Below are 22490 nucleotides of genomic sequence, written 5' to 3'. Positions count from 1 at the left end.
AAGCCCGGCTCCCACATTTTGCCCGCATTCTTATGTTGGAACTCGGTCAAATGTGGGAGCTGGCTTGCCTGCGATAGCGGTTTAAGCCGCACCGGTATCCTTGATCAGATGCGCCGCCAACGTACGCAACGGCCCCAACTGCCGGCAAATCAACGCCAACTGCGTCTGCACCAACCGCTGCGCTTCATCGATCTCATCCGGCATTTGTTCCAGCTCGGCTGCCAACCCTTCCTCGGCATCACTCTGGATCGAAATCGGCTGTTTATTGGCCAGGCCGGTGGCGATCTCATCGATGCTCGCCGCCAGGCTGTTGCCCGCGCCTTCGATCAAGTGCTCGCGTACGTCGGTCGGTAGCTGAGTATCGCGGTGTGCACCCAATCCGGATAAGTAGCTGAGCAAGGTGTGAGACAGCACCAGGAATCGGAAGCCCACGTCGGCTTCCTTACGGAAGTGCCCCGGCTCCATCAGCATATTCGCCAGGGTGGTGGACAACGCGGCATCGGCGTTGTGGGCATTGCGGCGGGCCAGGCGGTAAGCCAGATCGTCACTCTTGCCGGCGGCGTATTGCTGCATGATCTGGCGCAGGTAGATGCTGTTGCAGGTCAGGGTATTGGCCAGCACTTTGTTCAAGCGTCGGCCTTGCCAGTCCGGCAGGAACAGGAACACCGCCAGGCCCGCGATCAGGCTGCCGAGCAAGGTATCGAACAGGCGCGGCAGGAACAGCCCATAACCATCGCCCACCTGGTTGAAGCAGAACAGCACCATCAGGGTGATCGCCGCCGTTGCCAGGGTGTAGCGGGTGGTGCGGTTGATAAAGAACACCAGGCCTGCGGCGATAGCGAACATCGACTGCACCACCGGGTTGGGGAACAGATCGAACAGCGCCCACGCCACGGTGAGGCCGATGGCGGTGCCGATGATCCGCTGGCCGAGTTTGCGCCGGGTGGCGCCGTAGCTCGGTTGGCACACGAACAGAGTGGTGAGGATGATCCAGTAGCCCTGGGACGCGTGGATAGCGTGCAGGGTGGCGTAGCCGACGGTCAATGCCAGGGACAGGCGCAGGGCGTGGCGAAACAGTAGCGAGGTGGGCGTCAGTTGGGTGCGCAGACGTGTCCACATTTCCTTGAGGTTGCGTGGGGCGCGGTCCAGCAGGTTGCTGTCGGTGGCGTCGGCCAGGGCATCGGGGTTGCTGGCGTCGCCCAGCAGGCGGTCGAGGGTGGACAGGTTGGCCGCCAAGGCGCGCAATGAACGCAGCAGGCCACGCCAGGCCGGGTTGCTCTGGATGCGCAGGTGCTCCAGGGACGCGTTGAGGTCGCCCAGGGCTTGGGCAAAGCTGTCGTCATAGATGAACGGTTGGCGCAGTTGGATCGACTCGGCCAGGGTCTGGCAGGCCTTGCCTTGCTGGCGCAATAGGCGCTGGCAACGAAACAGCACATCGCTGTGGAAGAAGGCTTCGGTGAGGGCGTTGTAGGGGTAGTGGGAGGAACTGGCGCGCTCGTGGATGTCCTGGGCCAGGAAGTACAGTTTCAGGTAACGGCTGACCTTAGAGCCCGGTCGCCCATTGCCGACGCGGTGCAGGATGATTTCCTTGGCGGCATTCAGCGCTGCGACTACTCGGCCATTTTGCTGGGCCAATTCCAGGCGTCGCGCTTCCACATCCAACTGCCGGATTGGTTCGAACAACGATGACTTGAGCTTGAGGTAACGCCCCAGCTCGCGGAACAACCGCGCCAGGCTCTGCTGCACCGGCTGGTTGGAAAACAGCGCCTGCCACAGCACGGACAGCACACCGTACCAGGCGGCACCGGCGACCAGCAACAGTGGCTCATGCCAGAAATCCGTGACGGCGCCGCCGCGCTGGTCCACGCCGATCATGGTGTAGACCGACAGAATCAAGGTGGCCGAGGCAATCGCGCCATAGCGTTCGCCCAGTGCGCCGAGCATGGTCAGGCCGAAACTGGCCAGGGCCAGGGCGATGGCAAATATCCAGGGGTAAGGGAACAGCAGCTCCACCGACATCGCGGCAATGCTGAAACACACCAGTGTTACCGCCAGCGCGTTGAGGCGGCCTTGCCAGCTGTCATCGGTCTCGGCCAGGGCGCTGGCGATAATCCCCAGGAACAGCGGGATCAGCAGCGTCATTTCATCCTGGTACCAACACAACGCCATGCTGCCGGTGAGGGCGATGAACACCCGTACGCTGTAGCTGAATTTATCCAGCGCCCACAGGCGCCGCATGGACTGCTTGAACGAGGTCGATGACATGAAGTCTGGAGTCTTCCGGGACGTTGTCGCTAAATTGAGCTATCAAGGACGCCACGGCAAGCGTGGTGATCACATCCAGCCGCAAAATTCTCAGGATCACTGCAAAACCCCTGTGGGAGCTGGCTTGTCGGGCCGCCGCATCGCTGCGATAGCGGCGGTGAATCCAACACCGCTATCGCAGGCAAGCCAGCTCCCACAGGGGGTTGCATTTCAAGACGGAAGTCAGGCGTATTGCGCCGCCGCGTAGCCCGAGGCCCAGGCCCACTGGAAATTGAATCCGCCCAGGTGGCCGGTCACGTCCAGCACTTCGCCGATAAAGTACAGGCCGGGGCTTTTCAGCGATTCCATGGTCTTGGACGATACCTCCCGCGTATCCACCCCGCCCAATGTCACCTCGGCGGTGCGATAACCCTCGGTGCCGGCCGGTACCAGTTGCCAGCTCCCCAGCTTTTGCGCGATATCGGCAATTTCAGCGTGGGTGTACTGCTTCATCGGCTTGGATTCGAACCAGCTTTGGGCCAGCAGGTTGGCCATCTTCTTGGTGAAAATCTCGCCCAGCAGGGTTTTCAACTCGCTGTTGGGGTGTTCGGCCTGTTGCTGTTGCAGCCAGGCATGGGCGTCGTGGTCGGGCAGCAGGTTGATTTCTACCGTGTCGCCAGAGTGCCAATACGAGGAAATCTGCAAAATCGCCGGCCCGCTCAGGCCGCGATGGGTGAACAGGATGTTCTCGCGAAAACTTTGGCCGTTGCAGCTCACCAGGCAGTCGACCGAGGTGCCGGACAACTCGCCGCACAACTCCTTGAGCTGGTCGGTGATAGTGAACGGCACCAGCCCGGCGCGGGTCGGCAGCAGTTCATGGCCGAATTGCCTGGCCACTTGGTAACCGAAACCGGTGGCGCCCAGCGTCGGGATCGACAAACCGCCCGTGGCGATTACCAGGGATTCACAGCGCAGTTCACCCAAGGTGGTTTGCAGTTGATAGCCGCTTTCGAGCTTGGCGATTGCCTCGATGGAGGTGTCCAGGTGCAGGCTCACGCCGGCCTGGATGCACTCGTCGAGCAGCATGCCGAGGATGTCGCTGGACTTGTTGTCGCAGAACAGCTGGCCGAGTTTCTTCTCGTGATACGGCACGCCGTGTTTGGCCACCAGCCCGATAAAATCCCACTGCGTATAACGGGCCAGGGCCGATTTGCAGAAGTGCGCGTTGTGCGAGAGGAAGTTGGCCGGCTCGGTGTACATGTTGGTGAAGTTGCAGCGGCCGCCACCGGACATCAGGATTTTCTTGCCGGCCTTGTTGGCGTGGTCGATCAACATCACCTTGCGCCCACGCCCGGCGGCGGTCAGCGCGCACATCAAGCCTGCGGCGCCGGCGCCAATGATCACAACTTCGGTCGAGCGCACAGCCATGTCCTCACAAAACTATTGATTTGAAATGCCATCAACACTGTGGGAGCTGGCTTGCCTGCGATAGCGGTAGTGGATTCACCGTCGCTATCGCAGGCAAGCCAGCTCCCACATTGATTCGGTTCCTGTAATGGGAACTCGGTGTTATTACAAAATGCGCACGCGCAGCGAACGGCCTTTGATCTTGCCGTCATTCAAACGCTGCAACGCCTGCTTGGCGATCCCGCGTTCTACCGCCACGAAGGCCTGGAAATCAAAGATCGCGATCTTGCCGACCTGGGCACCCGCAATGCCGGCTTCACCGGTCAATGCACCGAGAATGTCGCCTGGGCGCACTTTGTCTTTACGCCCGGCGGCGATGCACAGGGTGCTCATCTGCGGCAGCAGCGGGCCGCCGCTTTGCGGCTTGAGGTTGTCCAGTTGGTCCCAGTTCAGCGGCGACTTTTGCAGTTGCTCGATGGCCTGGGCGCGGTGGGCTTCGGACGGCGCCACCAGGCTGATGGCGATGCCAGTCTCACCGGCACGGCCGGTACGGCCTACACGGTGGATGTGAATTTCCGAGTCGCGGGCCAGTTCGACGTTGATCACCATGTCCAGGGCGTCGATGTCCAGGCCTCGAGCGGCGACGTCGGTGGCCACCAGCACCGAGGTGCTGCGGTTGGCGAACATCGCCAGTACCTGGTCACGGTCGCGCTGTTCCAGGTCACCATGCAGGCCAACAGCGGAAATGCCCTTGGACGTCAGGTGGTCGACGGTTTCCTGCACTTGCTGCTTGGTGAAGCAGAACGCCACGCACGAAGCAGGGCGGAAGTGCGCCAGCACCTTGGTCACGGCGTCCATGCGTTCTTCCGGGGAGATCTCGTAGAAGCGCTGTTCGATCTGATCATCGGAGTGGAACGCTTCGGCTTTCACTTGCTGAGGCGCACGCATGAACTTGGAGGCCAGTTGCTTGATGCTCACCGGGTAAGTGGCCGAGAACAGCAGGGTCTGGCGGCGCGCTGGGGTCTTGCTGATGATGTCTTCGATGGCGTCGTAGAAGCCCATGTCGAGCATGCGGTCGGCTTCGTCGAGGATCAGGGTGTTCAAGCCGTCCAGCACCAGCGAACCTTTACGCAGGTGTTGCTGGATGCGTCCCGGGGTGCCGACGATAACGTGGGCGCCATGCTCCAGGGAGGCGATCTGCGGGCCGAGAGACACGCCGCCGCACAGGGTCAGTACTTTGATGTTGTCTTCGGCACGGGCCAGGCGACGGATTTCCTTGGCGACCTGGTCGGCCAGCTCACGGGTCGGGCACATCACCAGCGCCTGGCAACCGAAGTAGCGCGGGTTGATCGGGTTCAACAGGCCGATGCCGAATGCAGCGGTCTTGCCGCTGCCGGTCTTGGCCTGGGCAATCAGGTCCAGCCCTTTGAGGATCACCGGCAAGCTTTGCGCCTGGATCTGCGTCATCTCGACGTAACCCAGCGAGTCGAGGTTAGCCAGCATGGCGGCGGACAGGGGCAAAGTATTAAAAGCGGTGGCGATGGTAGTCACGGGACTGGCTCTGCAAAACAAAATGTCGCGCAGTGTACCAGTCTCGTGGGACTTTCCTCGCAAGTTCTCGACGAGACGCCCGTTAGTGCTCGATATCGTGCTCGCGGCTAACTACGCGTTTGCCGTCCTTGGGCGACAGTTGCAGGAAGATCGCCGCCGCCAGCATCGCCATGATGCCCACAGTGAGGAAGGTCAGTTGGAACGCGCCGAGGACACTTTCAACACCGTCATTGCCGGCCTCGGCAGTAAACCCGCCAAGCAATGCGCCGGCACAGGCCACGCCCAGGCTCAGGGACAATTGCGCCACCACCGACAACAAACTGTTGCCGCTGCTGGCCTGGGCGTCGTCGAGGTCGATCAGGGTCACGGTGTTCATCGCGGTGAATTGCAGGGAGTTGATCGCGCCGAGCACGGCCAGCATAGCCAGCAACAGTGGGTAGGGTGTGTGCTCGCTGACCAGGCCCATGCTCGCCAGCATGATGCCCAGGGCCAGGGTATTGCCGGTCAGCACGATGCGATAGCCGAGGCGCTCAATCAGTGGCCGCGCCACGGACTTGGCAAACATCGCCGCCGCCGCCAGCGGTAACATGCTCATGCCGGCTTCCGACGGCGAATAGCCCAGCGCCACTTGCAACAGCAGCGGCACCAGGAACGGCAATGCGCCGCTGCCTAGCCGTGCAAACAGGTTGCCGAGGATCCCCACGGCAAAGGTGCGCGTCTTGAACAGCACCGGCGAGAACAACGGGTTATCAATGTGCCCGGCGCGCAGCCAGTACGCCGCCAGGCAGGCGAACCCGCCGAACAGCAGCAATATCACGCGCAGGTGCGGCAGATGCAGTTCGCCCAGGCCCTCCATGGCGATAGTGATCAACACCATCGCTGCGCCGAACAGCAGGAAGCCAAGGCCGTCGAAGCGCGTGCGCTCGCTGCCGCGCAGGTCGGGGATGAATTTCCACACGGCATAGCAGCCGATCATGCCCACCGGCAGGTTGATCAGGAAGATCCAGTGCCAGGTCAGGTATTGCACCATCCAGCCGCCCATGGTCGGGCCAAGCAAGGGGCCGAGCAGGCCGGGAATCGTGATGAAACCCATGATCCGCACCAGCTCGGAGCGTGGATAAGCCCGCAGCACCACCAGCCGCCCGACTGGCAACATCAGCGCACCGCCCAGGCCCTGGATCACCCGTGCGCCCACCAGCATGCTCAAGCTACTGGACAGCGCACACAGCAGCGACCCGATGCTGAACAGCATGATCGCGCCAAAGAAAATCTTCTTGGTGCCAAAGCGGTCAGCGATCCAGCCCGACGCCGGAATCAGCAAAGCCACGGTGAGCATGTAGGCGATCACCACCCCTTGCATGCGCAGTGGGTTTTCCGCGAGGTCCTGCGCCATGGCTGGCAGCGCGGTGTTGAGAATCGTCCCGTCCAGCGACTGCATGAAGAAGGCAATCGCTACCACCCAGGGAAGCCAGCGGGCGGTCTTGGCATCGAGAGGGGCACGATTCGGCATGGGATCCCTTTTAATTAGCAGGCTATGTGTTGGCGATTATGCGCCATCCGTCGCCCCTTTTCCCACTGGCGGTTCGTCTATATCTGACAATGTCACATGTTCGCCCACCAGGAAATCCAGCAACGCCCGATGCACTGCCAGCGCGGATTCGCGGGACTCCAGGTCGAGCAGATGGCCGGTGTGTTCGGCCACGGCAAAGCTGCTGCGGCCTACATACTGTTGGAACAACTGAGCCTCGGCGGCCGGCGTGTATTCGTCCAGTGCGCCGTTGAGAAAGTGCACCGGTGTTTCAATCTGCTTGAGTGCCGGCAGGTAATTGCCATCACCCAAGGCCAACACTTGATGGATATGAAAGCGCGCCTGGCGATACTCGGTGGTGGCCATGGTCGACAGGTGCCGATGGTTATTGCGTTTGAGGCGGGGCGACAGGTATTTGCCAACCGTTTCGTTGAGCAGATGGCCGACCGCCGACTTGTCATCGGCCTCGATCAGCAGGCGTACGCGCTCTACATACTCGAGCATCGCCTGGTTGAGGTTGGGCGCCAGGGCCATCACCACAGAGCTTTCGATAGAGGGCGGGTTGTGCGCCAGGGTCAGCAGCGTGGAGATCCCGCCCCATGACGCCGAGACCAGATGGTTGACGTCGAAGCGCGCCACCAAGGCCCGCAGGATTTGCACCTCGTCGTCCTTGGTGACCAGGTCGAGTTCGGTGTTGTGCTCGCGTGATAAGCCAGAGAATGGCAAATCGAATAGCAGCACATTGAAATGCTCGGCCAGGCATTTGCTGGTGCGGGCAAAAGAGCGCGTGGTGGACAGCGCACCGTTGACCATCAGTACGGTTTTTCTATGTGGGTCGTTACCGAGTTGCTCTACGTGAACGTTGTAGTGCTTGAACAAATTTTCTATGACAAAACTTCCATGGTCCATGTCAACGCTCCAGCTTGCCTTTCCCGGGCAAGGTTATGCTCTCGTGGGCAGGGGTGGCGAGAAGCCATCAACCGTTATAACGAGGAATGCGCAGGGCGACAACAGGCCGAACGGCCAAAACATGCGGGATAGACGTTTCTTTGCAGCGTAGGGTATTGCTCTGTAGGAGCGAGCTTGCTCGCGAAGAACGTCAACGATAACGCAGCGCTGACAGCCAGCCCGCGTTGCCTTTACGTTCTTCGCGAGCAAGCTCGCTCCTACAGTTTAGAGGGTCAGCGTCAGGCGTTTTACCAAAGCGCCTGGCAACAGGTTGGAAGCGGTATTGCGCTGGTCATAGGTACTGGCCGACAACAGCAACTCTCGATCAGCGGTCAGCGCTTCCAATTGTGAACCGAGCAACTGATAGACACTGTCATCAAAGCGCATGGTGCTGACCGGCGCCTTGATCTCGCCGTTTTCCACCCAGAAGGTTGCAAAGCGCGTCATGCCGGTCAGGCGCGCTGCCGGCAGGTCGGAGTAGTTCAGGTACCAGAGGTTGCTGATATACAGCCCGGTGCCCAACTGTTTGAGAATATCGGCCTGGGCCAGGCTGCCGGCCGCCATTTGCAGGGCGCTGGGCGACTCGTCGCTGCTGGCGCCGTTGGTGTTCAAACCGTATTCGGCGGCGCTGCGCGAGTTGACCAACTGGCCCTCGGCCTTGCCTGCGTTGATCAGGGTGACATCCTTGCGCGGGTAGCCTTCAGTGGAAAACGCCTGGCTCAGGGAGCCGCTGATCTGCTCATCCACCGTCACCAGCGGGCTCAGTGACTGATCACCCGCGTACAGGCGTTGCAACGAACTGCCTTTGCTCGCGATGGCCTGGGCCGAAAAACCACCCCAGGTGATGATGCTGATGATTTCTTCCAGCGCTGCCGGCGCCAGGTAGGCGCGATATTGGCCCGGCGCCAGGTTGTGGAGCGGGCGACCGAGAAACGCCAGTTGCTCACGGGCCTGTTGGAAACGGGCGGCGAATTCAGCGCTGTTCCAGGTGTGCCCGGCGTAGCTGGCTTTTACCGCTTCGCCATTGGCGTGAAACAGGCTGAAGTCGAAATTGAAGCTGTTAGCCCGGTGCCAGCCGAACGCCCCCGATGAGCTGGCGAAACCACGGCTGATGGGGCCGGCGGCGTAGAAGCCAACCAGGTCCACGCCGTCGGCGGCCCGGCTGATATCGTCCAGCACTTGGGCCAGTTCCGGCAGCGGGCGCAGCTGTTCGTTATGGTTGTGCCAGGCGTCGGGGTTCAGCAGCAGGTACGGGTCAGGCGGCAACAGCGGCAAGGTTTCGCGCAGTTGTTGCAGGCCGTCGGCCAGGCGCTGGCGATCCAGCTGCGCCTCGCCGGACAGGGTGATACCCAGGTCGGCGTGGCGCCCATCGTTGATCAGCTTGAGGTTCAGGCTGGCCTGTTGTACCTGGCCAGCCTGGCGTACCTGCGCGTGGTTGAACCGCACGAACTCGGACGCTTCATCCGCGTAGCCGAGGTGAAATTGTTCTTGATCGGTGACCGCCTGCTTGAGCCAGTCCACCAGTGCCTTGAAGTGGTTCATCAGGCATCTCCCCCAAATACATCGACATTGCTGAATACACAGGCCGGCGACGCATGGCCGACGCGGATCACCTGGTTGGGTTCGCCTTTGCCGCAGTTTGGCGTGCCTAAGACCTTGAAGGTGCTGGCGTCGCCCACCGCGCTGAGCTTGCGCCAGAACTGCGCGGAAATCGCCCGGTAGTTGGGGTTCTTCACCACGCCCTTGAGTTCGCCGTTTTCGATCAACTGGCCCCACTCGCAGCCGAACTGGAACTTGTTGCGCGCATCGTCGATGGACCACGAACGGTTGGTCGACATCAGGATGCCGTTTTCAATGCCGGCCACCAGTTGTGCGAGGCTTTTATCCCCAGGCTCGATATTCAGGTTGGCCATGCGGTCGATAGGTGCACGGTTCCAGCCGCAAGCGCGGCTGTTGGCAACGCCTGGCAGGTTGGCGCGAAATTGCGATAAGGCGCCGCCCAAGGGCTTGAGCAGCAGGCCCTCGCGAATCAGAAATTGCTTGCTGGCAGGCGTGCCGTCGTCGTCATGAGCGTAGCTGGCAAGCTGTTCGGGGATGTCCGGGTCGAAGGTGACGTTGAGCAGCGGTGAGCCATATTGCAGGTGGCCGAAATCGCTGGCTTTCACAAAACTGGTGCCGGCGTAATTGCGCTCGTCACCGAGGATGCGATCCAGCTCCAGCGGGTGGCCGATGGACTCGTGGATCTGCAGGATCATCTGGTCGGGCATCAGCAGCAGGTCACGCGGGCCGTGGGGCGTATTCGGTGCGAGCAGCAATTGCAGGGCTTCATCGGCCACCTTGCGCGCGGCGCCCATCAGGCCGAAGCGCTGGATCACACCGGCACTGCCTTGCTGGCCGAAGTTGGTACCGCCCAGGGTGCGGGTCTGGCTGTCGTTGCCGTCGAAGGCGGTCACGCTCAGGCCCGGAAAGACGAAGCGCTGGGCCTGACGCAATTGCGCGCCGGCGCTGTTGAGGTAGATCTGTTCAACCCGCGTGGTCCCCAGGCTGACTTCCCAGCTCACCAGGCGCTCATCCTTGGGCACGGCGGCGGACTCATCGCCGAGCAATTGGTAGCAGTCGCTCAGGGATGGAAAGGGCTGGTCGAGGTCGGGCGACAGGTAGTCGGCGACATCGCTGGACACCGGTTGCTGGTGCAGGTCGAGCAAGGCGTGGGGCTTGATCAACCGGGCTTGCTGTTCAGCACGCTCAAGGGCGGCTTGCAGACCGGCAAGGGAAATATCGTTGGTCGCGGCGTAGGCTTCCACGCCGTTGAGACGCACGGTGAGCATGGCGCCTTCGTCATGGCCGAGGTGAGGCGGCTCGGCAACATTCTTGCGTACCGACAGGTACTGGCCGGATTCGCGTACGTAGCGCAGGGAGAAAAATTCAGCGGTGGTGCGCAGAGCACCGAAGTGTTTCTTGAGCGTGGCGTGGTGTTCGAACATGGGGCCTTCCTTGTGGGCGGCTCGGCGCGGGCAGGCGAACAGAGTAGGCCTGGGCGGGGAGCTGATCAAGGGAGGGTGATCACCTGTGGCGAGGGAGCTTGCTCCCGCTGGGCTGCGTAGCGGCCCTAAGATCTTGGGAGCGCTTCGCACTCCAGCGGGAGCAAGCTCCCTCGCCACAGGGTGTTTCAGTTACTGCGCAATCTCACGCAACGGCTTGCCACGCACCGGCGCATCGCCTGCCACGTAGTAGTCGGCGGTGCTGCGCGGCAGTGGCTTGCGGCCACGGATCTTGTCGGCGATTTTCTCGGCGATCATGATCGTCGGCGCGTTCAGGTTGCCGGTGGTGATGATCGGCATGATCGAGGCATCGACCACACGCAAGCCCTGCATACCATGTACGCGGCCTTCACCATCGACTACGGCCATCTCGTCGGTGCCCATCTTGCACGAGCAGGAAGGGTGGAACGCGGTCTCGGCGTGCTCGCGGATGAACTTGTCCAACTGCTCGTCGGTTTGCACTTCGATACCCGGGCTGATTTCGCGGCCACGGTACGGGTCAAGTGCCGGCTGCTGCATGATTTCACGGGTCAGGCGGATGCCGTCGCGGAACTCCTGCCAGTCCTGCTCGGTGGCCATGTAGTTGAAGAGGATGCTCGGGTAGTCCCGTGGGTTCTTCGACTTCAGCTGGATACGGCCACGGCTTGGCGACCGCATGGAGCCCATGTGCGCCTGGAAACCGTGCTCTTTCACACCGTTGCTGCCGTTGTAGTTAATCGCCACCGGCAGGAAGTGGTACTGGATGTTCGGCCATTCGAATTCTTCACGGGTACGAATGAAACCGCCCGCTTCGAACTGGTTGCTGGCGCCGATGCCGGTGCCGTTGAACAGCCATTCGGCACCAATCGCTGGCTGGTTGTACCAGAGCAGCGAAGGGTACAGCGACACTGGCTGAGTGCAGGCGTATTGCAGGTACAGCTCAAGGTGGTCCTGCAGGTTTTCACCCACGCCCGGCAGGTCGTGGACCACAGGGATGTCGAGGCTTTCCAGCAGTTTGGCCGGGCCGACGCCGGAGCGTTGCAGCAATTGCGGCGAAGCGATTGCGCCGCTGCACACCAGTACTTCTTTGCGCGCGCGGGCTTCAACACGCTCTTCGGCGGCGCCGATCAGGTAACGCACACCGACCGCACGCTTGCCTTCGAACAACACTTTGTCGGTGAGGGCATGGGTGACGATGGTCAGGGTCGAACGCTTTTTAGCTGTGTCCAGGTAACCGCGTGCGGTGCTGGCGCGACGGCCGTTCGGCGTGACGGTACGGTCCATCGGGCCGAAGCCTTCTTGCTGGTAGCCGTTCAAGTCTTCGGTACGCGGGTAACCGGCCTGCACGCCGGCTTCGACCATGGCGTGGAACAGCGGGTTATTGCCGGCTTTCGGCGTGGTCACGCTGACCGGGCCATCGCCACCGTGCCAGTCGTTGGGGCCGATGTCGCGGGTTTCGGCTTTGCGGAAATACGGCAGGCAGTCCAGGTAGGTCCAGTCTTCCAGGCCCGGCAGCTTCGACCAGTTGTCATAGTCCATGGCGTTGCCGCGGATGTAGCACATGCCGTTGATCAGCGAAGAGCCACCCAGGCCCTTGCCGCGACCGCATTCCATCCGGCGACCGTCCATGTGCGGCTCTGGATCGGTTTCGTAGGCCCAGTTGTAGCGGCGGCCTTGCAGCGGGAAAGCCAGTGCGGCTGGCATCTGGGTACGGAAGTCGAGACGGTAGTCCGGGCCGCCGGCTTCCAGCAGCAGGACGGTGACGCCTTCGTCTTCGGTCAGACGGGTCGCCAGGGTGTTACCGGCGGAGCCGGCACCCACAATGATGTAATCGTATTCTTGGGACATGAATGTACCCTCGTAAAATGGGTTCAGGCTGCTTTTGTGGCGAGGGAGCTTGCTCCCGTTCGACTGCGCAGCAGTCGCAAAATCAGCGCTCGAGTTCTGTCTGAAAGAACTACTGGGTCTGGAATGGGGCTGCTTCGCAGCCCAGCGGGAGCAAGCTCCCTCGCCACAGAGGAGCATTCCAGGCCCATAAGGTGTTAGAACACCGAGGCGTAATCGCCCAACTCAACCTGTACCGATTTGATGCGGGTGAAGTTGTTCAGCGAGCTGATGCCGTTCTCACGGCCCACACCCGACTGCTTGTAGCCACCGACCGGCATCTTCGCGTCGGACTCGCCCCAGGCGTTGATCCAGCAGATACCCGCTTCCAACTGGTGAATCACGCGGTGGGCGCGGTTCAGGTCGCGGGTTACAAGGCCAGCAGCCAGGCCGAAGTCGGTGTCGTTGGCGCGGCGGATCACTTCTTCTTCGGTTTCGTAGGTGAGGATGCTCATCACTGGGCCGAAGATTTCTTCACGCACGATGACCATGTCGTCGGTGCAGTCGGTGAATACGGTTGGGGCCACGAAGGCGCCTTTGGCGAAGTCGCCGTCGGTCAGGCGGTCGCCACCGCACAGCAGGCGGGCGCCTTGCTCTTTGCCCTTGGCGATGTAGCCCAGCACGCTTTCCATGTGGGCGAAGCTGACCAGCGGGCCGAAGTTGGTGTTTTCGTCTTCCGGGTTGCCGATGCGAATACGTGCAACACGCTCAACGATCTTGGCTTCGAACGCTGCTTGCAGGTGCTTGGGCACGAATACGCGGGTGCCGTTGGTGCAGACCTGACCGGAGCTGTAGAAGTTGGCCATCATGGCGGTGTCGGCGGCGCGGTCGAGGTCGGCGTCGTCGAAAATGATCAGCGGGGACTTGCCGCCCAGCTCCATGGTCACGTCCTTGAGCGAGGAGCTCGACGCGCTGGCCATGACTTTCTTGCCGGTGTCGGTGCCGCCGGTGAAGGAGACTTTTTCGATGCGCGGGTGCTCGGTCAGCCAAGTGCCGACTTCACGGCCGCTGCCGGTCAGTACGTTGAACACGCCCGCTGGAACGCCAGCCTCGGTGTAGATCTCGGCCAGTTTCAGGGTGGTCAGCGAGGTGACTTCGCTTGGTTTGAAGATCATCGCGTTACCGGCAGCCAGGGCCGGTGCGGATTTCCACAGGGCGATCTGGATCGGGTAGTTCCACGCGCCGATACCGGCAACCACGCCCAGTGGCTCGCGGCGGGTGTAGACAAACGAGGTGTCGCGCAGTGGGATCTGCTCGCCTTCGATCGCAGGTACCAGGCCGGCGTAGTATTCCAGCACGTCAGCGCCAGTGACGATGTCGACGTACTTGGTTTCGGAGAAGGCTTTACCGGTGTCCAGGGTTTCCAGGGCAGCCAGTTCATCGTTGCGCTCGCGCAGGATGTCCACGGCACGACGCAAGATGCGCGAACGCTCCATGGCGGTCATGGCGGCCCAGATTTTCTGGCCTTTTTCAGCGCTGACCACGGCACGTTCAACGTCATCGAAGGTGGCGCGTTGCACTTGGGCGAGAACTTCACCGTTAGCCGGGTTGATGGCTTCGAAGGTGGCATCGCTGCCAGCGTCGCTGTAGCCGCCGTCAATGTAGAGTTTTTGCAGGTCGAAACGGGCCATAAAGTCCTCGCAAGTGCATAAGTGGTTGGCGTTACCCGCCGAACAGTGGGCCATGGGGTTGTGGCAACACTGAGCGGCGGACGTTCAGGGGTTGAGCATTTATAAGGGCTCTAACTCACCTGCTTGGCCAATTGGAAATCCATGTATTCGTAAGCGATCCGTTGCGCCTGCTCCGTGTCGAAAGCGTCTCCCGACAGGGCGCCGCGCAACCACAAACCGTCGATCAAAGCCGCCAGGCCGCGGGCTGCGCTGCGTGCCTCGGGTAACGGCATCGCACGGCGGAACTGGCAACACAGGTTGGAATACAGACGGTGATCGTTGATCCGCTGCAACCTGTGCAATGACGGGTGGTGCATGCTGGTGGCCCAGAAGGCCAGCCAGGTTTTCATTGCCGGGCCGTTGACCTGGCTGGCGTCGAAGTTGCCTTCGATGATCACCTGAAGGTGCGCCCGTGGGCTGTCATCCTTCAAGGCACGCCTGCGCTCTTGCACGTTCTCGATCAGCGCATTCATCAGGTAGCGCATCGTCGCTGCGATCAGGCCGTTCTTGTCCTGAAAGTAGTGGCTGATGATGCCGTTCGAGACGCCGGCCAGACGAGCGATCAGCGCAATGCTGGCATCTCCCATCCCGACCCGATCGATGGCCGTCAACGTGGCTTCGATCAACTGCTGGCGGCGTATGGGTTGCATACCGACCTTGGGCATGTAGCACCTCTCCTTAGGCCTACCGATGGGCGATCCACGTCCGTCGGCTTGAGGGCCAGTCTATTTTGTTTTGATTGAACGTTCAATCAACAAAGAATAAGATCTGCGACAAATGGTCGCTGCCTACAGATGTTTCCTACCTGCGAGCTGCAACCTTCGACACCTGCAAAAACCCTTGAAACAGGCCACTTCAGAGCCTGGTCACCGCTTTGGCGGGCTCAAGAATTTTCGGGGTGTCTTTATAACACCCGTCCGTCGACTGCCGAAAAATCGATGTCCCGGGATAACCGTTGCCTTGTGTTTCTCTCTCGCACTGCCTGGAGCATCTGCGCCATGAGTTCTGCCTCTCTTATAAAGACCCCACCGGAAAAGGTCCGGGTCAACGGTTGGGTGTTCTACACCTCCACCGCGCTGATTTTGTTGTTGACCGCCATTCTGATCGTCGCCCCGCAGGAGGCCGGGCGCATGCTCGGCGTAGCACAGGCCTGGCTGTCGAAAAGCTTTGGCTGGTACTACATGGTGGTCATCGCCGCCTACCTGGTGTTTGTGGTCGGCCTGGCGTTTTCGTCCTATGGGAAACTTAAGCTGGGTGCGAAGGACGATACCCCAGACTTCAGCTACGGCGCCTGGGCCGGCATGTTGTTCTCGTCGGGTATCGGCATCTCGCTGTTGTATTTCGGTGCGTCCGAGCCGTTGGACCACTACTTCAACCCGCCCGAAGGCGCTGCCGCCAGCAATGGCGCGGCTCGCCAGGCGCTGCAACTGACCTTCCTGCACTGGGGCCTGCACGGCTGGGCGATCTATGCGCTGGTCGGCCTGGCCGTGGCGTATTTTGCCTACCGTCACAACCAACCGCTGGCCCTGCGATCGGCGCTTTACCCGCTGGTGGGCGAGCGTTGGGTGAAGGGCGCGGCCGGCCACGCGGTAGACGGTTTCGGTATGTTCGTGACCTTGCTGGGCCTGGTGACCAACCTGGGGATCGGCTCGATGCAGGTGTCGTCGGGGCTGGAAAACCTGTTCGGCATGGAGCACAGCAATACCAATTTGCTGATCGTGATCATCGTGATGAGCACCGTGGCGACCATCGCTGCCGTATCGGGTGTGGAAAACGGCATTCGTCGTCTGTCCAACCTCAACATCGTGCTGTTCAGTGGTTTGCTGATCTTCGTGCTGCTGTTCGGCCCCACCCTGCACCTGCTTAACGGACTGGTGCAGAACACTGGTGATTATCTCAACGGTATCGTGCTGAAAACCTTCGACCTGTATGTGTACGAAAGCGACGGTGCCAAGACCGAACGCTGGATGGGCCTGTGGACCCTGTTCTACTGGGCCTGGTGGATTTCCTGGGCGCCATTTGTGGGCATGTTCATCGCGCGTATTTCCCGTGGTCGTACCGTGCGCGAACTGGTGGCTGGCGTATTGCTGATCCCGCTGGGCTTTACCCTGGCGTGGCTGTCGATCTTCGGCAACTCGGCCCTGGACCTGGTGTTGAACCATGGGGCCGTGGAGTTGGGCAAGACGGCGTTGGAACAACCGTCCATGGCCATCTACCAACTGCTTGAGCATTACCCTGCGTCGAAAGTAGTGATCGGCGTGTCGATCTTCGTGGGCTTCGTGCTGTTCCTGACGCCTGCGGATTCCGGCGCGGTGATGATGGCCAACCTTTCCTGCAAAGGCGGCAACGTGGATGAAGACGCGCCGCACTGGTTGCGCATCTTCTGGTCGGCGGTGATCACCCTGGTGACCATCGGCCTGCTGTTTGCCGGTAACTTCGAAGCCATGCAAACCATGGTGGTGCTGGCAGGGCTGCCGTTCTCGGTGGTGCTGGTGTTCTTTATGTTCGGTTTGCACAAGGCCATGCGCCAGGACGTGGCCATCGAACAGGAGCAGGCGCAATTGGCTGAACGCGGGCGTCGTGGTTTCAGCGAACGCTTGACCGCCCTGGACCTGCAACCGAGCCAGGCCACCGTGCAGCGCTTTATGGACAAGCACGTAACGCCGGCGTTGGAAGAAGCCGCGAGTGCGTTGCGTGATCAGGGCCTGGAAGTGCAGACCCTGCTGGGCAAATCCAAACGCTGTATCGGCGTGCGCATCGAGATGGATGAGGGCAACCCGTTTGTCTACGAAGTGAGCCTGGATGGCTACTCGGCGGCACCGGCTGACCTGCCTGAGGAAGAGCGCACTCGTTACTACCGTGCCGAGGTGTACCTGCACAACGGGCCGCAGGAGTATGACCTGATGGGCTTCACCCAGGAGCAGATCACTCGGGATGTGCTCGATCAGTTTGAAAGCCATCGGCAGCTCCTTGGCCGGGTCTATAGCTGATAGTTGAGCTGGCGGCGCCCTCACTGGCGCCGCTTAGCTAATGTGAAAGCAGATCAAAATGTGGGAGCGGGCTTGCTCGCGAATGCGGTGGATCAGTAATAGATGTACTGACTGACACATCGCATTCGCGAGCAAGCCCGCTCCCACATTTGCTTTGCGGTGCGGCTTAGCCCAGGTTCTTGCCCAGCAGGGCATGGTAGAGCTCACTGTCCCCCAGTATCCCCACCACCTTGTTGTTGTCATGCAACACCAGCTTGTTGCCTGTCTGGTAGCGAATCTGCAACGCATCGCGCATGCCGATGTTCGAATCCACCAGCGTAGGTACGCGGCCCAAGCCTTCCACGGCTTGCCCTGGCGCCCAGTTCTGCAGGTTCATCGCCACGCCATTCTGGCGCGCACCCTGGATGGTGTTGCCTTCGGCCAGGTCCAGCCACGAGTCACCACCCGGATCAAGGCACACCGAACCGTTCACGCGCTTGCAGTTGTCCAGCGTGCGCATCAGGCTGCGTCCGCACAGCACGTTCAGCGGGTTGGTGTGGGCGACGAAGGTGCGCACATAGTCGTCCGCCGGGTTCAGCACGATTTCTTCCGGCACGCTGTACTGGATGATTTTGCCGTCTTTCATGATCGCGATTCGGCTACCCAGTTTCAGCGCTTCATCCAGGTCGTGGCTGACGAACACGATGGTCTTGCTCAACTTGCGTTGCAGTTCCAGTAGTTCATCCTGCAAGCCTTGGCGAATCAGTGGGTCGAGGGCCGAGAAGGGTTCGTCCATCAGCAGGATATCGGCGTCCATCGCCAGGGCGCGAGCCAGGCCGACGCGCTGCTGCATGCCACCGGACAACTCGTCGGGCTTCTTGTTGCGCCATTGGCTCAGGCCCACCAGTTCGAGTTTCTCGTCCACCAGCGTGCGCCGTTCTTTCTCTGGACGGCCCTGCATTTCCAGGCCGAAGCTGATGTTCTCGCGCACCGTCAACCAAGGCATCAGGGCGAACTTCTGGAACACCATGGCGATGCGTTTGGTGCGCATCATTTTCAGTTCGGCGGGGGTGCAGGAGGCGATGTCGATCTGACGCCCTTCATGCTCCACAAACAGCTGGCCACGGCTGACGGTATTGAGGCCGTTGATGCAGCGCAGCAAGCTGGACTTGCCTGAGCCCGAGAGGCCCATCAGCACACAGATCTCGCCTTTCTCGATATCCAGGCTGGCGTTCTCGACGCCGACGATCTGCCCGGTCTTCTTCAGGATTTCGTTACGGCTCATGCCCTGGTCCAGCAGTTTGAGCGCTTCGCGTGGGTCTTTGGAAAAGATCACGTCGACTTTGTCGAATCGGATAATGCTCATGCATCACCCCCTACTTTAGCGTCGGGTTGTTTGCAGATACGGTCGAGCATGATGGCGAGCAACACAATGGCCAGGCCCGCTTCAAAGCCCAAGGCAATATCGGCGGTGTTGAGTGCGTTGACCACCGGTTTACCGAGGCCGTCGGCGCCTACCAGGGCCGCGATTACCACCATCGACAACGACAGCATGATGCATTGGGTAATACCGGCGGCGATGCTCGGCATGGCGTGGGGCAGTTCAATGCGCGAGAGCAACTGGCGGCGCGAGCAGCCAAAGGCCTTGCCGGCGTCCATCAGCTCTTGCGGAACATCGCGGATACCCAGATAGGTCAGGCGGATCGGCGCGGCAATCGCGAACACCACCGTGGAAATCAGCCCAGGCACCACACCCAGCCCGAAGAGGGTCAGGGTAGGGATGAGGTAGACGAAGGTCGGCACGGTCTGCATCAGATCGAGTACCGGCCGCATCATGGTGTAGAACATCGGTTTATGCGCGGCAACAATGCCCAGCGGCACACCGATGACCACGCAGACCAGGGTGGCGAACAGCACCTGCGCGAGGGTTTCCATGGTTTCCTGCCAGTACCCCAGGTTGAGGATCAGCAGGAAGGAGGCGATGACAAAAACAGTCAGTCCCCATTTACGTTGAATAAAGTGAGCCAGCAGCGCAATCAGACCGATCAATGCCAGTGGATTGAACCAGGTCAGCGCAAACGTCACGCCGTGGATCATCGTTTCCAGTGTCGATGCGATTGCGTCGAAGTAGTTGGCACCGTGTTGGGTCAACCAGTCGACGAAGGCAGCGATGTACTGGCCTAGTGGGATTTTCTGTTCAGTCAGCATGGTAGTGAATGTCCACATGCGAAGGGGAAAACATCCCAGGCCAGCGCACCGGCCTGGGGTCAGCGGGTGCTATTTGGCGAGGTAAGCTTTAACGGCATCGAGCCCTGGTTTGCCATCGACGGTGGTGACACCGGCGAGCCAGGTGTCGAGCACTTGCGGGTTCTTTTGCAGCCAGGCCTTGGCGGCGGCGTCGGCCTTCATTTTGTCGTCCAGGACGTTCCCCATCAGGGTGCTTTCCATGTCGAGGGTGAACACCAGGTTCTTCAGCAACTGGCCGACGTTGCTGCATTCCTGGGTGTAACCTTTGCGGGTGTTGGTATAGATGGTGGCCTGGCCGTAGTTGGGGCCGAACGAGTCGTCACCACCGGTCAGGTACTTCATCTTGAAGCGGGTGTTCATCGGGTGCGGTTCCCAGCCGAGGAACACGATGGCCTGGTTGCGTTTGGAAGCGCGTTCAACCTGGGAGAGCATGCCGGCTTCGCTGGATTCGACCACCTTGAAGCCAGCGGTTTTCAGGCCGAAGGCATCTTTATCGATCAGCGTCTGGATGGTGCGGTTGCCATCGTTGCCCGGCTCGATGCCGTAGATCTTGCCGCCCAGCTCATCCTTGAATTTGGCGATGTCGGCGAAGTCTTTCAGGCCCTTGTCGTACAGCGCCTGTGGGACTGCCAGGGTGTACTTGGCGTTCTCCAGGTTGGCGCGCACGGTTTCCACGGTGCCGGCATCACGGTACTGCTTGATGTCGTTTTCCATGGTCGGCATCCAGTTGCCGAGGAAAATGTCCATGTTCTTGCCGTCGGCCAGGGACTTGTAAGTCACAGGTACCGAAATCATCGTGGTGCGCGGCTTGTAGCCCAGGCCCTTGAGGATCTCGCTGGTGGTCGCGGTGGTGACGGTGATGTCGGTCCAGCCGACATCGGAGAAGTTGACGGTCTTGCACTGTTCCGGTTCTGCGGCGTGTGCCACGACTGGCAGACTCAGCATGGCGGCCAACAACAACGAGGGTGAACCTTTCATGTGGGTAGACTCCTGTGTCTTTCTGGCGGCATTCGCCGCGCTTTATAAGTGTTGCGGTTGGAGCGTGCGACGAAGCGGATGGCGCGGTGCCGTGCAAACGAGTCGAGACTGATCATGTACCAGTGAAAATCTGACGCCTACAGGGGGCGTCGTATCCAGTACAGGGAGGGTCGCATCCAGTACCGATGACGTCGCTTACAGGTTTTTCCTAAGGTAAAACTGCTGTTTTTACCCGTCTGCACCGCAAAAAACGGCCAAAACTGGCGTTCGCACGCGAGCGACGCTGGTGAGCATGAGTGCGTCGGTGTGAGACGCCGTGATGACGAATAAAAGCTTGATGATGCCGCCATCTGGGCGATCTGAGCGTAGCACCTCGTTCAAGCCCGGCCCGTGCTTATCGAGGAGTTTCACGTTAATGGCTATCAGCGTTTTCGACCTGTTCAAGATCGGCATCGGGCCTTCGAGTTCGCACACCGTGGGGCCCATGCGCGCCGCGGCGTTGTTCGTTCAAGGGTTGCGTGAGCGTGGGTGGCTGGAACAGGTGCAGCGTGTCGAAGTGCGACTGTACGGCTCGTTGTCGGCCACCGGCATCGGCCACGGCAGCGACACCGCTACCATCATGGGCCTGATGGGCGAATGGCCGGACGCAATCGACCCCACGCAAATCGGTGCACGTATCCACACTCTGCGCGAAACCGACACGCTGCTGCTGGACGGGCGTTTGCCGGTGCCATTTGTGTGGGCGCGGGACATGCGCCTGCTCGACGAAAACCTGCCGTTTCATCCCAATGCCATGACCTTGGTGGTGTTTGGCGAGAACGGCGAGTTGCACCGCGACACCTATTACTCAGTGGGCGGCGGTTTCGTGGTGGATGAAGCCCAGGCCCAAAGCGGTGTGGCGGACATGGACCGCACCGAGCTGCCCTATGATTTTTCCAGTGCCGTGGAGCTGTTGCAGCTGTGCAAGACCCACAACCTGCGCGTTGCCGAACTGATGCTGGCGAATGAAAAAACCTGGCGCAGCGAAGAAGAAATCCGCAGCGGCCTGATGAAACTCTGGCGCGCCATGCAAGATTGCGTGGAGCAGGGCCTCAAGCACGAAGGCATCCTGCCTGGCGGCTTGAACGTGCGCCGTCGCGCCGCCAAGTTGCACCGCAGCTTGCAGGAGCTGAACAAACCCAATGTGATCGGCTCGACCTTGAGCGCCATGGAATGGGTCAACCTGTTTGCCCTGGCGGTCAACGAAGAAAACGCCGCCGGTGGGCGCATGGTCACGGCGCCCACCAATGGCGCGGCGGGAATCATCCCGGCGGTGTTGCACTACTTTATGAAGTTCAGTGAAGAAGTCACCGAAGCCAACGTGGTCGACTACCTGCTGGGCGCGGCGGCAGTGGGCATCCTGTGTAAAAAGAACGCCTCGATCTCCGGTGCCGAAGTCGGTTGCCAGGGCGAGGTTGGTTCAGCGTGCGCGATGGCCGCAGCCGGGCTGGCGGAGATCCTTGGCGCCACGCCGGAGCAACTGTGCAACGCCGCCGAAATCGGCCTGGAACACAACCTCGGCCTGACCTGCGACCCGGTGGGCGGCCTGGTGCAAGTGCCGTGTATCGAGCGCAATGCAATCGCGGCGGTGAAGGCGATCAACGCGGCGCAAATGGCGTTGCGGGGCGATGGCCAGCACTTCATCTCGTTGGACCGGGTGATCCGCACCATGCGTGATACCGGGGCCGATATGCATGACAAGTACAAAGAGACATCACGCGGTGGGTTGGCGGTGAGTGCTGTCGAGTGCTGAGACCGAGTTGCCTGCATTCGCGAGCAAGCCCGCTCCCACATTTGACCGAGCACACCCTGACGAAATGCGGTCGAGTGTGGGAGCGGGCTTGCTCGCGAATGCGGTAGCTCAGCCAGCGCTGCTCACAAAGTGAACACCCCGGCCAAAATCGCCACCTTTTAGCGCGTCGCAAATAGATAAGTAGCTTCCGAACGAATTCCTCCACGATCACACGCCTGATGTGCTTTGGGTGACAGACTTCTCCTACGCCCG

At 60.8% G+C, this 22490-nt stretch carries 15 protein-coding genes; 2 read left to right on the top strand and 13 right to left on the bottom strand.

Annotation, left to right across the window (positions count from 1 at the left end; all coding sequences use genetic code 11):
• Nucleotides 1-81: 81 nt before the first annotated feature.
• The 10 genes from yccS to betI form a co-directional block, all read right to left on the bottom strand.
• Nucleotides 82-2265 (bottom strand): YccS family putative transporter, encoded by a 2184-nt coding sequence (yccS, locus tag ODQ19_RS15905; protein ID WP_330210589.1) that lies wholly within the window; start codon nucleotides 2263-2265, stop codon nucleotides 82-84.
• Between the two features lie 222 nt (nucleotides 2266-2487).
• A complete protein-coding gene (locus ODQ19_RS15900; RefSeq protein WP_330210588.1) occupies nucleotides 2488-3666 on the bottom strand; it encodes an NAD(P)/FAD-dependent oxidoreductase in 1179 nt (392 codons plus the stop codon).
• 150 nt (nucleotides 3667-3816) lie between these two features.
• Nucleotides 3817-5154: an ATP-dependent RNA helicase DbpA gene (gene dbpA / locus ODQ19_RS15895; RefSeq protein WP_330210633.1), complete on the bottom strand. Its 1338-nt coding sequence runs from the start codon at nucleotides 5152-5154 to the stop codon at nucleotides 3817-3819.
• Nucleotides 5155-5284: 130 nt separating this feature from the next.
• Nucleotides 5285-6712, bottom strand: a complete 1428-nt coding sequence (gene mdtD, locus ODQ19_RS15890; RefSeq protein ID WP_330210587.1) for a multidrug transporter subunit MdtD — start codon at nucleotides 6710-6712, stop codon at nucleotides 5285-5287.
• Nucleotides 6713-6748: 36 nt separating this feature from the next.
• A complete protein-coding gene (locus ODQ19_RS15885) occupies nucleotides 6749-7639 on the bottom strand; it encodes an alpha/beta fold hydrolase (RefSeq protein ID WP_116667907.1) in 891 nt (296 codons plus the stop codon).
• A 264-nt stretch (nucleotides 7640-7903) separates the two neighbouring features.
• Nucleotides 7904-9220 carry a TldD/PmbA family protein gene (locus ODQ19_RS15880; RefSeq protein ID WP_330210586.1) on the bottom strand — a complete coding sequence of 439 codons (1317 nt, stop codon included), beginning with the start codon at nucleotides 9218-9220 and terminating at the stop codon, nucleotides 7904-7906.
• Nucleotides 9220-10662: a TldD/PmbA family protein gene (locus ODQ19_RS15875; RefSeq protein WP_330210585.1), complete on the bottom strand. Its 1443-nt coding sequence runs from the start codon at nucleotides 10660-10662 to the stop codon at nucleotides 9220-9222. Before ODQ19_RS15875 ends, ODQ19_RS15880 begins: the two co-directional genes overlap by 1 nt.
• Before the next feature lie 189 nt (nucleotides 10663-10851).
• Nucleotides 10852-12546: a choline dehydrogenase gene (gene betA, locus ODQ19_RS15870; protein WP_330210584.1), complete on the bottom strand. Its 1695-nt coding sequence runs from the start codon at nucleotides 12544-12546 to the stop codon at nucleotides 10852-10854.
• Nucleotides 12547-12740: 194 nt separating this feature from the next.
• Nucleotides 12741-14213, bottom strand: coding sequence for a betaine-aldehyde dehydrogenase (gene betB / locus ODQ19_RS15865; RefSeq protein ID WP_044271841.1), 1473 nt, complete (start codon nucleotides 14211-14213; stop codon nucleotides 12741-12743).
• Between the two features lie 110 nt (nucleotides 14214-14323).
• The gene (gene betI, locus ODQ19_RS15860; RefSeq protein WP_054898188.1) at nucleotides 14324-14917 is read right to left on the bottom strand and encodes a transcriptional regulator BetI; all 594 of its coding nucleotides are present in this window, start codon (nucleotides 14915-14917) and stop codon (nucleotides 14324-14326) included.
• 390 nt (nucleotides 14918-15307) lie between these two features.
• Between betI and ODQ19_RS15855 the strand changes: the two genes are divergently transcribed.
• Nucleotides 15308-17242 (top strand): BCCT family transporter, encoded by a 1935-nt coding sequence (locus ODQ19_RS15855; RefSeq protein WP_330210632.1) that lies wholly within the window; start codon nucleotides 15308-15310, stop codon nucleotides 17240-17242.
• Between the two features lie 166 nt (nucleotides 17243-17408).
• Here ODQ19_RS15855 and choV read toward each other — a convergent pair whose 3' ends face one another.
• The 3 genes from choV to ODQ19_RS15840 form a co-directional block, all read right to left on the bottom strand.
• Nucleotides 17409-18587, bottom strand: coding sequence for a choline ABC transporter ATP-binding protein (gene choV / locus ODQ19_RS15850; RefSeq protein ID WP_014720259.1), 1179 nt, complete (start codon nucleotides 18585-18587; stop codon nucleotides 17409-17411).
• Nucleotides 18584-19429, bottom strand: a complete 846-nt coding sequence (gene choW / locus ODQ19_RS15845) for a choline ABC transporter permease subunit (protein WP_003194913.1) — start codon at nucleotides 19427-19429, stop codon at nucleotides 18584-18586. The genes choV and choW overlap by 4 nt, the downstream gene beginning before the upstream one ends.
• A gap of 69 nt (nucleotides 19430-19498) precedes the next feature.
• Nucleotides 19499-20446, bottom strand: a complete 948-nt coding sequence (locus ODQ19_RS15840) for a choline ABC transporter substrate-binding protein (RefSeq protein WP_044271836.1) — start codon at nucleotides 20444-20446, stop codon at nucleotides 19499-19501.
• Nucleotides 20447-20861: 415 nt separating this feature from the next.
• Here ODQ19_RS15840 and ODQ19_RS15835 point away from each other — a divergent pair, with 415 nt between their 5' ends.
• A complete protein-coding gene (locus tag ODQ19_RS15835; protein WP_330210583.1) occupies nucleotides 20862-22238 on the top strand; it encodes an L-serine ammonia-lyase in 1377 nt (458 codons plus the stop codon).
• The last annotated feature ends 252 nt before the right edge of the window (nucleotides 22239-22490 follow it).

Origin of the sequence: Pseudomonas sp. AM4(2022), from assembly GCF_036346515.1 — a bacterium.
Lineage (GTDB): Bacteria > Pseudomonadota > Gammaproteobacteria > Pseudomonadales > Pseudomonadaceae > Aquipseudomonas > Aquipseudomonas paracarnis.
The sequence above is the reverse complement of the archived record's forward strand: the minus strand, read 5'-3'. Positions and strand labels throughout refer to the sequence as shown.